Consider the following 13,038-nt stretch of genomic DNA (forward strand, 5'->3'; position numbering starts at 1 on the left):
CTTTTATTGATTCCCCACGATTCCCTTGAACAATTGGTCTGTCTGGTAGTCGATGAATTGATCGATTGTGTAGGTGCCGCGCAATGCCCATCGGCGGAATGCCCACATTTGCCCTTGTACGACGACGTGGTGAGCCGCCATGTCGACCGCCTCCTCGCCGATGCGCAATTCACCCGACCGTACGCATGCGAGCAGCAAATTCTTGAATAGGGCAACCATTTCCATCTCTTTTTTGAGGACATATTGGAGCGCGTCCTTCGGCAATGACTTCGATTCCTGGTACATGACGACGAATTCGTCGGACATGTCGTCGATCAGGTGGTAATACGAATCGATCGCTTCGCGTAATCCTGCACTATTTCCTTCCTGATCCATCAATGTTGACAGTCGGTTTTGCACTTCATTGTAAATGCTATCACAGACGAGATAGAGGACGTCCTCTTTCGTACGGATATATTCATAGAGCGTGCCGATGCTGAAGCCAGCTGCTTTAGCTATCTCCCTCGTCGTTGCCCGGTGGAATCCTTTTTCCTTGAAGAGCTGGACGGCTCCGTCGATGATCTGCTCGCGCCTTTTTTCAATCAAACCTTCATCTTTGACAGACGATTTCACTTCACGTTTCACTTGCATCATGCACCCCCGATTATTTTGTCAACATGCGGGAGATGACGAGACGCTGGATTTCCTGCGTTCCTTCGTAGATTTGCGTAATCTTCGCGTCACGCATGAATCGCTCGACCGGATAGTCCTTCGTATAACCATAGCCGCCATACACTTGGACTGCTTCCGTCGTCACTTTCATCGCCGTATCCCCTGCCATCAGTTTCGCCATCGCGGATGCTTTTCCATACGGCAAGTCGTTCGATTCGAGCCACGCCGCCTGGTATGTAAGCAAGCGGGAAGCTTCCGTCGCCGTCGCCATATCAGCCAATTTGAAGCCGACGCCTTGATTCGCCGCAATCGGCTTACCAAACTGAACGCGTTCCTTCGCATAATCGACCGCTGCGTCGAGCGCTCCTTGCGCGATACCGACCGCTTGTGCAGCAATCCCGTTCCGGCCGCCGTCCAACGTCTTCATCGCGATAATGAACCCTTCGCCTTCCGCACCTAGCATATTCTCCTTCGGCACGCGGCAGTTGTCGAACATGATTTCAGTTGTAGGAGATGAACGGATGCCGAGCTTCTTCTCCTTCTTCCCGACCGAGAAGCCTGCGAAGTCCTTCTCGACGATGAATGCGCTTGTGCCTTTATGCTTCGATTCCGGATCAGTTACTGCGAACACGATATAAATGTCGGCAATTCCGCCGTTTGTAATGAAAATCTTCGAGCCGTTCAGAACGTAATCGTTACCATCAAGCTTCGCAGTCGTACGCATGCCGCCAGCATCAGAACCTGAACCCGGCTCCGTCAAACCGTACGCACCAATTTTCTTTCCTTCCGCCATCGGACGAAGATACTTCTGCTTTTGCTCTTCCGTACCGAATTTGTATACCGGCCATCCAGCGAGTGATGTGTGCGCGGATAATGTAACCCCAGTCGACGCACAGACGCGTGACAATTCCTCTACCGCGATGCAATACGCAAGATAATCGCTGCCGATGCCGCCATATTCTTCAGGCCAAGGAATTCCCGTCAGCCCGAGCTCAGCCATCTTATTCCAAATATCCATATCGAAGCGCTCTTCCTCATCGCGTTCCGCAGCAGTCGGTGCAACATCCTTCTCCGCGAAATCACGCACCATTTTCCGAATCATTTCATGCTCTTCCGATAATCTAAAATCCATGTCAACTTCCTCCTATAGGTAGATTTTCTCTATTTTCACTTCGTTAAATGCTTATTGATGACGATGCGTTGGATTTCGCTTGTGCCTTCGTAGATTTGCGTTACTTTGGCGTCGCGGAAGTAGCGTTCGACCGGGTAATCTTCGGTGTAGCCGTAGCCGCCAAAAATTTGGACCGCCTCGATTGCATTATCCATTGCGGTTTGTGACGCGAACAATTTCGCCATCGATGCCTCTTGGCCGCATGGCTTTCCTTCAGCGCGAAGTTGAGCGGCGCGGTAGACGAGGAGTCTCGATGCTTCGGATGCGGTCGCCATGTCCGCTAATTTGAAGCCGACTCCTTGGTTCGCAACGATCGGTTTCCCGAACTGTACGCGCTCCTTCGCATATGATGTAGCCGCTTCGAGCGCCGCTTCACCGATGCCGAGCGCCTGTGCTGCGATGCCGATCCGGCCGACGTCGAGGTTCGCCATTGCGATTTTGAAACCCTCTCCCTCTTCACCGAGACGGTTCTCCGCGGGCACTTTCATATCTTCGAATGTAAGCTGCACGGTTCGCGATCCATGAAGGCCCATCTTTTCTTCATCTTTTCCGATGATCAAGCCCGGGGTGTCTTTATCGACGATGAAGCCTGTAATGCCGTACGTCCCTTGCGACGGATCGGTTGAGGCGAAGACGATATACACGTCCGCCTCCCCGCCGTTCGTAATGAACACTTTCGAGCCGTTCAGTACGTAATGATCGCCTTTGTTCACAGCTTTCGTTTTCAATGAGCCGGCGTCCGATCCTGCTCCAGGCTCTGTCAGGCAGAACGCACCTAAGTATTCGCCAGACGCCATTTTCGGCAAGTAGCGGTTTTTCTGCTCTTCATTGCCGAAATACATGATCGGGTTCGTGCCGACGGATGTGTGGACGGAAAGAATGACGCCCATGACCGCGCTCACTTTTGACAGTTCGTGGATGGCGATGATATAAGAAACAAAGTCCATCTCGGAGCCGCCATATTTTTCAGGAACGGTAATGCCCATCAATCCAAGCTCGCCCATTTTCTTTAAGATTTCACGCGGAAACTCCCCCGCTTCCATCCGTGGAATGAACGGCTCGATTTCCGATTTCGCAAAATCCCTCACCATCGTGCGCATCATCTGCTGTTCTTCGGTGAATGTTAAATTCATTGGAATTAACTCCTTTACTTAACGTACTATTCGCTTGTTATCGGTCAAATCCGGTGAGTTATCGGTCAAGTTCACAATTTTATCGGTCATATACGATCGAATATCGGTCAAGTTCACAATTTTATCGGTCAACTTCCGCAAGTTATCGTCATTTAATGACCTTAGACTTATCAAGCGCTCTTCACATTATGAATATTCATAGAAGCCGCGGCCGGATTTTTTGCCGAGCCAGCCTGCATTGACATACTTTCGAAGCAGCGGGCAAGGACGGTATTTCGAGTCGCCAAACCCTTCGTGGAGCGTTTCCATAATGTACAGGCATGTGTCGAGTCCGATGAAATCAGCCAATTGCAACGGTCCCATCGGGTGGTTCATGCCAAGCTTCATCACTTCATCGATCGCTTCCTTCGATGCAACGCCTTCATACAGCGTGTAGATCGCCTCATTGATCATCGGCATAAGGACGCGGTTCGCGACGAATCCCGGGAAGTCATTCACTTCAACAGGCGTTTTCGATAGTTTACGAGTCATGTCCTCGACAGCCTGATACACTTCATCGGACGTCGCAAGCCCGCGAATAATTTCAACGAGCTTCATGACGGGCACCGGGTTCATATAATGCATGCCGATGACGTTTTCCGGACGATTCGTCGCCGCTGCGATTTCCGTAATCGGAAGGGATGATGTATTTGTTGCGAGGATGGCATGTGCTGGTGCAATCCCATCAAGCTTCACAAAGATTGATTTCTTAATGTCCATATTTTCGACCGCCGCCTCGATGACGATGTCGACGTCGTGTGCGTCCTCTAGATCGAGCGACTTTGTAATGCGCCCGAGGACTTGCGTTTTTTCATCTTCCGTCATGCGCTCTTTTTCGACGTTACGGGAAAGATTTTTCGCAATGACCGCAAGCCCTTTCTCATAGGACTCCTCTTTTATATCGTTCAATTTCACGTCGAAACCGGCTTGCGCACACACTTGGGCGATGCCCCCGCCCATTTGCCCAGCTCCGATGACCATCACTTTTTTGATTTCCATAATGAAGTTCCTCCGTCTCCGCATTTATTCCACTTCAATCATAATCGCGTCGCCTTGCCCACCGCCTGAACAGATCGCTGCAATCCCGATGCCGCCTCCGCGACGTTTCAGTTCGTAAGCGAGCGTCAAGATGATCCGTGCTCCGCTTGCGCCGATCGGATGGCCAAGTGCGACTGCTCCACCGTTGACATTCACTTTTTCAGGATCGAGGCCCGCGATTTGCGAGCTTGCGAGAGCGACTGCCGCGAAAGCTTCGTTTATTTCAACTAAATCAATGTCCTTCAATTCTTTGCCCGTCTTCTTCAGCAATTCATTAATGACGAGGCCTGGCGTCTGCGGGAAGTTTTCCGGCTCGATGGCGACTTCGGCGTGACCGATAATCGTTGCGAGAGGTTTTTTCCCTTCCTTCAATGCACGTTCTTCATTCATGAGGACGAGTGCACACGCCCCGTCATTGACGCCTGGCGCGTTACCTGCCGTGATCGTACCGTCGTTGCCGAATGCAGGACGCAGTTTCGCAAGCGATTCGAGAGACGTATCGCGACGCGGCGCTTCGTCCGTATCGACGACGACCGGGTCCCCTTTCCGCTGCGGAATTTCCACCGCGACGATTTCCTCCGCAAATTTCCCTTCGTCAATCGCTGCATTCGCCCGTTCGTGACTGCGCAGCGACCATTCGTCCTGCATTTCGCGTGTCAATGAAAACTCGCTCGCCGTACCGTTGCCATACGTCCCCATATGGACGCGTTCCGGTGAAAATGAACAGGACAGGCCGTCATAGATCATGCCGTCGACCAAAGGAGCATCGCCCATCTTCAATCCGAATCGCCCTTTCGGCAAATAATATGGCGCGTTCGACATCGATTCCATGCCGCCCGCAACGATTACTTCTTCGTCCCCGAGCCGGATGAGCTGGTCCCCGAGCGTGACACTGCGCATGCCAGATGCGCATACTTTATTCACCGTCTCGGTTTTCACGGACCATGGAAGCCCCGCCTTCACTGCCGCCTGCCTCGAAGGGATTTGCCCCTGCCCCGCTTGCAGCACCGTTCCGATGATCACTTCATCGACTTCCTCTTCTTTCACACCCGACCGTTTCAATGCTTCCTTAATGGCAATTCCGCCTAGATCACTAGCTGTTTTTGTGGATAAAGCACCGCCAAACTTTCCGAACGGCGTACGTGCCCCGTCCAAGATGACTGTTTTTCCCATTCCCTTCTCCTCCATTTCAGCATGATAACGTTTTCATTTTACTGCAGAGAGCGATGACTGAACGCTCGCTCGGTGACTGTTCGAAAAAAAAGGGAGCACGTAGACTCCCCTTTTTTCATGAAGCTTTTACGCTCCCAATTTTCTTAATTATATCGTTCTTTCCAAACTCTCGCAATATACTTTACTGAAGAATCGGCTCTTCTTCCTCCACGACTGCCGGTTGGAAGTCTCCGCCGAAAATAGAACGCTCGAGCAATTCTGCGATGTCGTACGTGCCGACTTTGTCTTCCACTTCGATTGCTTTCGTACCGTCTGAAAGCATCGTCAAGCAGTAAGGACATCCAGAGGAAATGATGCCTGGGCTCACTTCCATCGCCTGTTCCGTACGCGCAACGTTGACGCGGTGGCCGGTATCCTCTTCCATCCACATGAGTCCGCCGCCCGCTCCGCAGCACATGCCGTCCTGGCGGTTCCGCTTCATCTCCACAAGGTTGACGCCCGGAATCGCTTTGAGGATTTCTCGCGGTGCATCGTACACATCGTTATATCTTCCGAGGTAGCATGAGTCATGGAACGTGATCGTTTCATTGATTTCATGCACTGGCTTCAGCTTCCCTTGCATGACAAGGTCATACAGCATTTCGGTATGGTGGAGCACTTCCGCCTTGAAGCCGAAATCCGGATATTCGTTCTTAAAAATATTATATGCATGCGGGTCGATCGTGACGATTTTTTTGACGCCTGCCTTTTCAAATTCGTCGATATTCGATGTTGCAAGTTCTTGGAATAAAAACTCATTCCCTAAACGTCTCGGTGTATCACCGGAGTTCTTCTCTTTATTCCCAAGGATGGCGAATTTGACGCCCGCTTCGTTCATAAGATGCGCAAATGCGAGTGCAATCTTTTGCGAACGATTGTCGAAAGCACCCATTGAGCCGACCCAGAATAGGAATTCGAATTCTTCATCCGCCTTCTTCATTTCCTTCACTGTCGGAATATGAAGATCCGGACGTGCGTCGCGCCAGTTCTCCTTCTCTTTTCGGTTAAGCCCCCACGGATTCCCTTGGCGTTCGATATTCGTCATCGCACGCTGCGCATCCGCATCCATCTTCCCTTCCGTCATGACGAGATAACGGCGGAGGTCGATAATTTTGTCGACATGCTCGTTCATGACCGGACATTGGTCTTCACAGTTACGGCACGTCGTACATGCCCAAATTTCCTCTTCAGTGATCACATCGCCGATGAGGGATGGGTTGTAAATATCGTCGAGCGTCGCGCCTTCCAAACCTGCAGCCAATGCAATTTGATTCCCTTTCGTGTTTCCGAAAGCAAATGTCGGCACCCACGGCTGTTTCTTCGTAACGAGTGCACCTGTATTCGTCAGATTGTCACGTAGTTTTGTAATCAAATCCATCGGAGACAGCATCTTGCCCGTCCCGGTTGCTGGACACATATTCGTACAGCGTCCACATTCCACGCATGCGTAGAAGTCGATCATCTGCTTTTGCGTGAAATCGGTGATTTTGCCTACTCCGAGCGCAGGCATATCATCTTCGTCTTCCGCTTCTTCAAGCGCTTCGAAGTCGATCGGCGCAAGCTTGCCTCTACGGTCAAAACGCATCATATACGTATTGACAGGACCTGCGATCAAGTGCGCATGCTTTGATTGCGGCACGTACACGAGGAATGTAAGCAATGTCAGCAAGTGAATCCACCAAGCGATGAAGAATACGACTGCAGCGGCTGTCGGGCTCATGAAGCTGAAAACGCTTGCAATTGCAGACGCCATAGGCTCTGTCCACGTCGGTTCATGCCCTTGCCAAATCATGTTCATGCCATTGGATACGAGCGTCGACACCATCAGCGTGCCGATGAAAATAAGGACGAGCCCTGATTTCCAGCCTCGCTTCAAGCGGACAAGCTTTTCAACATAACGACGTTGAAACGCCCAGACGACCGCGACCAAAATGACAGCTACAACGATTTCCTGGAAAAACGTGAATCCGCCGTAAATCGGCCCAAATGGTAAATGCGATCCAGGCTTCAGCCCTTTCCAGATGAGGTCGATCGCCCCAAATTGGACGAGCAGGAATCCATAGAAGAACATGACGTGGATCGCTCCACTTTTCTTATCCTTCAATAGCTTTTTCTGCCCGAACACATTCACCCAAACTTCTTTCAGACGGCGGGATACATTATTGTCGAACTCTTCCTTCCGCCCAAGCTTTATGAATTCGACCCGTGTCTTGATCAAATACGTGAACAATGCAAGCGCATATGCCACAACCGCCAAGAAAAGAACCCAATTGGCTATCAATAAAGCATTCATCTTATATTCTCTCCTTCCCTTATCGGAACGTTATGAATAGTGTAGTAGAAAATAAGTATTGTGTCGATGTTCTATTTCATAGTCTAAGTTATGAATGAGCATTCAGTCAACGTAAATTTTTATGTAGGGATAATTTTTAGAGCATTAAGAATGTGAGTTTATTGACATGAGGGAGATTACATAGGGCTTGTGTGGATGCACTTTAGACGCTAGGGTGCTTGCTTTGAGCGCAGGGGGGCGCTTTAGACGCGAGGATGCTTGTTTTGGACGCAGGGGGCGCGTTTAGACGCGAGGATGCTTGTTTTGGACGCGGGATGCGCTTTGGACGCGAGGATGCTTGTTTTGGACGCTGGGGGACTCGCTTTGGACGCGAGGATGCTTGTTTTGGACGCAGGTGTGTTTGTTTCAACATCAAAAACAGCTTCCGGTCATATTCCATCCCGAAAACTGTTAATTTCATTGATCTTATAAAGGGATCCAACAAACAACTGACGGGCTTTTTTGATAGCATGGGCGTCAATGCCGAGAAGCACCGATGTTGAAGGTCCTGCCGATGAATGAATATCGACATCCGTTTCAATTTCGATCTGGGGATCCCCCATCAACCTTCTGTATTCCGCAAGAATCCCTTGCGAACCGACCGGCCAGATTTTTTGAATCAACCCATCGTCCATCGCATCCTTGATTAGCCGAAGCGATGCGATTTCGCTCCTTCTCTCGAGCACTTCATTCCCGACAAGCGGAATGCCGTAGACGTACCAATCCAGCCTACCAATTTCCTCAACAAGCCGCTGCCTCCCGATCATCGTGACGGCAACCGCCGATTGTATGAGCTCCATATTCGTTTCCGTGCTGCCTGAGATTACAGGAATTTCAAGCCCGGCGTCCCGGAAAACATCTTCCACTCCTGCCACGTAAGACTCCCAGCTGTCCGGTCCGGTAAAATTGTGAATAAGTACGGAAATCGGATCCGCCTGCGCAGCCCACTGCTCAAGCAACGCAACGCGGGCGGCGAAATGTGCCGTCACTTGATCCGGAACCGCGACAACGTCTTGCGGCTTCTCCCCGATGCCGCCCGAATTATCCGTCGTGACAACGAATCCATCGCCGAGCATAATTGCATTTCTCATCGGACAATCCCAAATCTGCCGCTTGCCGCTTTAGAAAGTACCGGCATGACAACTGCCGCTACTACAGCATTCATGACTGTTGCCAATAATATTGCAGGCACCGCCCCAACAAAAAACGCTGGCGACACGAGAAAATAAAATGGCAGCGGTGCAAGCAACCCGTTCGCAACAATGAAGAACACCCACTTTGTGGAGTGGTGTCCCGCTTGATGGAGACGCGTGAAAACATAAAGGATGATCATCATTTCAATCGCGATCAGGATATGGAATGGACCGAGCGGAAAGCCCGCGTACATCGCGGACGCGAGATGGCCCGTCATCGAAGCGGCTCCGACGAGCACGGGCGGCAAGAAAGATGCCGCAAGCAGTGCCGGTACCGTATCAAGCGCTAAAGAGCCGACGCCGGACGGAATTTTAATGAATCCGCCCACCGCGCAAAGTGCAGCAAATAAAGCGGTGAGCGTAATTTTTCTAAGTTTCATGTCAATCCTCTTTCTTTTCCGCTTTCTCTTTACCCGTCCGGAACACTTTTGCACTGCGGACGTATTCATTATCAGGAACGCCAAGACGCGCATTGACGATGCGTGCCGCGACGAAAAGATAATCCGATAGGCGGTTCAAGTACTTTTGAACAGTCGCCGGCACATCTTCCTCCGCTTTCATCAACGTCACCGTCAACCGTTCCGCACGGCGCGTCACCGTACGCGCGATATGCAACGTCGCGGCAGCAGGAGATCCACCGGGTAGTATGAATTTCTCAAGCGGCGGCGCTTCTTCCATCAACTCGTCGATCCTCTTCTCAAGCACTTCGATCGGCTCTTCTGTCAGCTTGTAATGGCGTTCTTTCATGACATTTGCCAAATCTCCGCCGCCGTCGAATAATTCATTCTGAATCGCTTCCAAATCCGCAAGCAAATCCGTGAACCTATCGCCTTCAAGCTCCGTCATCGCTTTCCCGATGAACGAGTTCAATTCATCCATCGTCCCGTACGCTTCAATGCGGGCACTGTCTTTGTCAACTCGGCCCCCAATTAGGCTCGTTTTCCCTTTATCTCCGGTTTTCGTATAGATTTTCATATGCTTTCTCCCCTTTTCTTCAATGTTTGTGCAAGCCCGTACCAAATCCTCGTGACGTCATCCGCCTGCGCCATCAACCGCTGATACAGCCTGCCGCAAGCATCGCGCAGCTTCCGCTGTTCTGCATCCATCGGCACGATGCCCCGTCCGATGTCGGTCAAAATGAAAATGACGTCCTTGCCTCCGATCGATTTCAATATGAATTCCACCGCATCGGCTTCAGGCAGTTCCGTCTGCGCAAGCCATTGCTCGATACGATCGATGACGACCGTCACATCTGCCGGAAATTCCAACCTACCGACGGAACAATCGAGCCATTGATGCGGAACATTTGCAAGCATCCTTCTCACATACTCCCTTTTCCCGTTATGGGCACCTCCGACAATGATACGCATCGCTTGCCCTCCTTCATTTCATTGTGATTGCGCCATTCGAACTTCCAAACCGACCTGTGCGGAATTTGCCATGACCAGAAATCCCGTAGGGCAGGTGAAAATTTCGTAAGCGCAATACGGATTGGGCCGCCATGCGTGACGACAACAGCTCCATTCGGCAATGAAATCAATGCATCCATTACACGACGCTCTACGTCCGCAAGGCTTTCCCCGCCACGCGGTGCAAACATATGCGGATCATCGAGCCAGTTCCGGTAGTCCTTATCCATTTCAAGGTCGGCATACGTTTTCCCTTCAAAATCGCCGAAATGGCATTCACGCAATCTTGCATCTGCTATATAGGACGAACCAGGCATTAACAACGCCGCACTTTGCCTCGCCCTCTGCAGATCGCTCCCATAAACGATTCCGCTTTCAGGCATCGGAATTGTCCGAGCCATATCGCTCATCGGTTCCATCGGCTCATCCGTCCACCCGATATATTTCTTCTCGCGGTTTCCAAACGTCGGCAAGTGCCGAATCAAATACAAATGATGATCGCTAGCCATAACAACGCCTCCGTCCCTTCGATGAACGCCCCGCATAAGTCACCCGAAACGCCGCCGAAATGCTTCAACGACCAACTTCTGAAAAGGAATACAGCTCCACTTACAACAATAAGGAAAACGACAGGCAAAATATTGGAATGAAGGACAAATCCAAGTGCAATGGCAACCGCAAGTCCTATGCCGAACGACGACGCATTCAACGTACCCGTTGCCAGTTTCTCCTTGAAGAAGTGCGCAATTCCTTTCTCCTTCGCAAGGCGCGTCGTTGAAAAGTAGACGTTCATGCCGGCACGTGCCAGTAACGGGACAGCGATAAAGTACGGCAGCAGCACGCCGTTGCGATGAAGCAATTCTTGAAACAAAGCGATTTTCACAATGACCAACAGGACGAGTGCCATCGTACCGAACGCGCCGATCCGCGGATCGTCTAAAATTTCCAACCGTTTTTCACGATCGCGATACGAAAAAAACGCGTCTCCCATGTCAGCGAAACCATCCAAATGCAGGCCGCCCGTCAGCGCGATGCCTGCCACGACGACGAAAACCGCGGCAAGCAGCGAGCCTGTGCCGATAACGTCCACAAAGAGCATCGCAACACCAAACATCGCAAGTCCGATGAGCCCCCCGACAAACGGCAAGGCGACATACATGCCCGTCACGTCTTTCCGTTCCATCGGCAGTTCTTTCCGGATTGGGATGGACGTGAAAAATTGAAGTGCGAGCAACAATCCGTTCACATCAGTCCACCTGCCCCGCGATGACCGACAGGACGAACGGCCAATCGACATGCGCTTTCACATGTTCCGCCCAAGCATCGTATACATCCGTTCCGGCCGGCGCCTCAGTCATCGGCCGGTCCACGTCTTCCTCTTCGATCCCGTGATTCATCTTATGCGGAATGACCCCGACGACGCGAATGCCGGTGTATGATTCGATAAAGTCGACACCTTCCTGGAATAAAGCGGCGTCCCCGTGGAATTTATTGATGAGGATCCCTTTTACGCGGGTCCGGTGCTCCGGCGCCAGCAATTGAAGCGTCCCGACAATCGAAGCGATCGCGCCGCCCCTGTCGATATCCGCGACGAGCAGCACAGGAACGTCCGCCATATCCGCCATACGCATATTGACAATTTCCCGATCGTTCAAGTTCACTTCGGCAGGACTTCCCGCTCCTTCAATGACGAGTATGTCAAACGAGTCCGCTAGCCGATCAAGCGAAGTCCGGATTGCTTGTAGAGCACGGTCGAAAAACTGCGTCCGGTATTCCATTCCATCCACCGCTTCGAACGTCTCTCCGAAAAATCGGACATCCGATTTCATATTGCCCAACGGCTTCAACAAAATTGGATTCATTTCGATGACAGGTTTCGTCCGCGCCGCTTCCGCCTGCAAAAACTGCGCCCGGCTCATCTCTTTCCCGTCTTCCGTCGTTGCGGAAAATCGCGACATGTTCTGCGATTTGAATGGGGCGACCCGCATCCCTTCGTCTGAAAGCAGCCGGCATAACGCCGTGCAGATCATCGTCTTTCCGACATCTGAAGCCGTTCCCATCACCATGATCCCTTTCATCGCACAGCCACCTGCCCTTCCTTTTTCCAATAAAGCGGCAGCCCGTAGTCCATCTCAATCGCGTCATCGCTTAAGCTGACGAGATGTTGATGCAACTTGCCGATCCACTTGCAGTATGTTTGTGTCTCTTCGTACATTGAGGTTGGTTCGTCCAGCACTTCATTTGAAACGATGATGAAATGCGCTCCCCTGTTTCGAAGTTTTTCTACGGTTTCGAGTAGCTGAACTGCTTTTTGTTCCATGCACCCTTCCTTATGGATGCAGTATGTACCGTCCTGTTCCTCGTATAGTTCGTTCGCCAGCCACGTCGTTAAGCAATCCCATAGGACGAAATCGTTTGGTTGAATGAACGGCAAGGCTCCGGCAAAGTCGACCGGCTGTTCAATCGTCGTCCAGCTCGCGTGCGCCCGGTCCAGCTTATGCTTTTCAATCCGCTGCTCCATTTCCTTATCGACCGCGCGACCGGAAGCGATATAGACGAGCCTGCCGCCGCAATTTGCGGCGTCTTCAACGAGCACCTTCTCCGCGAATGCACTTTTGCCGCTCCGCACGCCGCCGCTAATGAACGTCAGTTTCCCTCCCATGAAATTGGACCACCTTTCCTTACCTATTTTGAGCGCATCCTCGCTTGTTTTGAGCGCGGAAACGGTTTCTTGAGCGCGAATCCGCTTCTGTTGAGCGCGGAAACGGTTTCTTGAGCGCGAGTCCGCTTCTGTTGAGCGCGGAAACGGTTTCTTGAGCGCGAGTCCGCTTCTGTTGAGCGCGGAAACGGTTTCTTGAGC

At 51.5% G+C, this 13,038-nt stretch carries 15 protein-coding genes; 1 reads left to right on the top strand and 14 read right to left on the bottom strand.

Translation table 11 applies throughout. The features are described 5' to 3' along the window. Positions 1–3 precede the first annotated feature (3 nt). The 6 genes from ACTHPA_RS01340 to ACTHPA_RS01365 all read right to left on the bottom strand — a co-directional run bounded on the left by ACTHPA_RS01340 (position 4) and on the right by ACTHPA_RS01365 (position 7,537). Positions 4–630, bottom strand: coding sequence for a TetR/AcrR family transcriptional regulator (locus ACTHPA_RS01340; protein ID WP_440498255.1), 627 nt, complete (start codon positions 628–630; stop codon positions 4–6). A 13-nt stretch (positions 631–643) separates the two neighbouring features. Continuing rightward, on the bottom strand, positions 644–1,783 hold the full coding sequence (locus tag ACTHPA_RS01345) for an acyl-CoA dehydrogenase (protein ID WP_440498256.1): 1,140 nt from the start codon (positions 1,781–1,783) through the stop codon (positions 644–646). A 35-nt stretch (positions 1,784–1,818) separates the two neighbouring features. After that, on the bottom strand, positions 1,819–2,955 hold the full coding sequence (locus ACTHPA_RS01350) for an acyl-CoA dehydrogenase (protein ID WP_440498257.1): 1,137 nt from the start codon (positions 2,953–2,955) through the stop codon (positions 1,819–1,821). 186 nt (positions 2,956–3,141) lie between these two features. Beyond that, a complete protein-coding gene (locus ACTHPA_RS01355) occupies positions 3,142–3,993 on the bottom strand; it encodes a 3-hydroxybutyryl-CoA dehydrogenase (protein ID WP_440498258.1) in 852 nt (283 codons plus the stop codon). Positions 3,994–4,017: 24 nt separating this feature from the next. Beyond that, on the bottom strand, positions 4,018–5,205 hold the full coding sequence (locus tag ACTHPA_RS01360) for an acetyl-CoA C-acetyltransferase (protein WP_440498259.1): 1,188 nt from the start codon (positions 5,203–5,205) through the stop codon (positions 4,018–4,020). 181 nt (positions 5,206–5,386) lie between these two features. Then, a complete protein-coding gene (locus ACTHPA_RS01365; RefSeq protein ID WP_440498260.1) occupies positions 5,387–7,537 on the bottom strand; it encodes a (Fe-S)-binding protein in 2,151 nt (716 codons plus the stop codon). Between the two features lie 258 nt (positions 7,538–7,795). Here ACTHPA_RS01365 and ACTHPA_RS01370 point away from each other — a divergent pair, with 258 nt between their 5' ends. Beyond that, positions 7,796–8,008 (top strand): hypothetical protein, encoded by a 213-nt coding sequence (locus tag ACTHPA_RS01370; RefSeq protein ID WP_440498261.1) that lies wholly within the window; start codon positions 7,796–7,798, stop codon positions 8,006–8,008. Here the strand turns inward: ACTHPA_RS01370 and ACTHPA_RS01375 are convergent. The 8 genes from ACTHPA_RS01375 to ACTHPA_RS01410 all read right to left on the bottom strand — a co-directional run. Then, positions 7,966–8,667 carry a hypothetical protein gene (locus ACTHPA_RS01375; RefSeq protein WP_440498262.1) on the bottom strand — a complete coding sequence of 234 codons (702 nt, stop codon included), beginning with the start codon at positions 8,665–8,667 and terminating at the stop codon, positions 7,966–7,968. The two genes, ACTHPA_RS01370 and ACTHPA_RS01375, sit on opposite strands and share 43 nt — an antisense overlap. After that, a complete protein-coding gene (locus ACTHPA_RS01380) occupies positions 8,664–9,149 on the bottom strand; it encodes an ECF transporter S component (protein ID WP_440498263.1) in 486 nt (161 codons plus the stop codon). Before ACTHPA_RS01380 ends, ACTHPA_RS01375 begins: the two co-directional genes overlap by 4 nt. A gap of 1 nt (position 9,150) precedes the next feature. Then, on the bottom strand, positions 9,151–9,744 hold the full coding sequence (locus tag ACTHPA_RS01385) for a cob(I)yrinic acid a,c-diamide adenosyltransferase (protein WP_440498264.1): 594 nt from the start codon (positions 9,742–9,744) through the stop codon (positions 9,151–9,153). Further along, positions 9,741–10,139, bottom strand: a complete 399-nt coding sequence (locus ACTHPA_RS01390; protein ID WP_440498265.1) for a bifunctional adenosylcobinamide kinase/adenosylcobinamide-phosphate guanylyltransferase — start codon at positions 10,137–10,139, stop codon at positions 9,741–9,743. Before ACTHPA_RS01390 ends, ACTHPA_RS01385 begins: the two co-directional genes overlap by 4 nt. Next, positions 10,091–10,687 (bottom strand): histidine phosphatase family protein, encoded by a 597-nt coding sequence (locus ACTHPA_RS01395; RefSeq protein ID WP_440498266.1) that lies wholly within the window; start codon positions 10,685–10,687, stop codon positions 10,091–10,093. Before ACTHPA_RS01395 ends, ACTHPA_RS01390 begins: the two co-directional genes overlap by 49 nt. Beyond that, on the bottom strand, positions 10,660–11,424 hold the full coding sequence (gene cobS / locus ACTHPA_RS01400; protein WP_440498267.1) for an adenosylcobinamide-GDP ribazoletransferase: 765 nt from the start codon (positions 11,422–11,424) through the stop codon (positions 10,660–10,662). Before cobS ends, ACTHPA_RS01395 begins: the two co-directional genes overlap by 28 nt. Position 11,425: 1 nt before the next feature. Then, complete coding sequence (locus ACTHPA_RS01405; RefSeq protein WP_440498268.1) at positions 11,426–12,256, bottom strand: cobyric acid synthase; 831 nt, start codon at positions 12,254–12,256, stop codon at positions 11,426–11,428. Beyond that, a partial coding sequence (locus ACTHPA_RS01410; RefSeq protein ID WP_440498269.1) for a bifunctional adenosylcobinamide kinase/adenosylcobinamide-phosphate guanylyltransferase occupies positions 12,253–13,038 on the bottom strand: 786 nt, incomplete at its 5' end. The genes ACTHPA_RS01405 and ACTHPA_RS01410, both read right to left, overlap by 4 nt.

Origin of the sequence: Sporosarcina sp. SAFN-015, from assembly GCF_051966875.1 — a bacterium.
Classification (GTDB): domain Bacteria; phylum Bacillota; class Bacilli; order Bacillales_A; family Planococcaceae; genus Sporosarcina.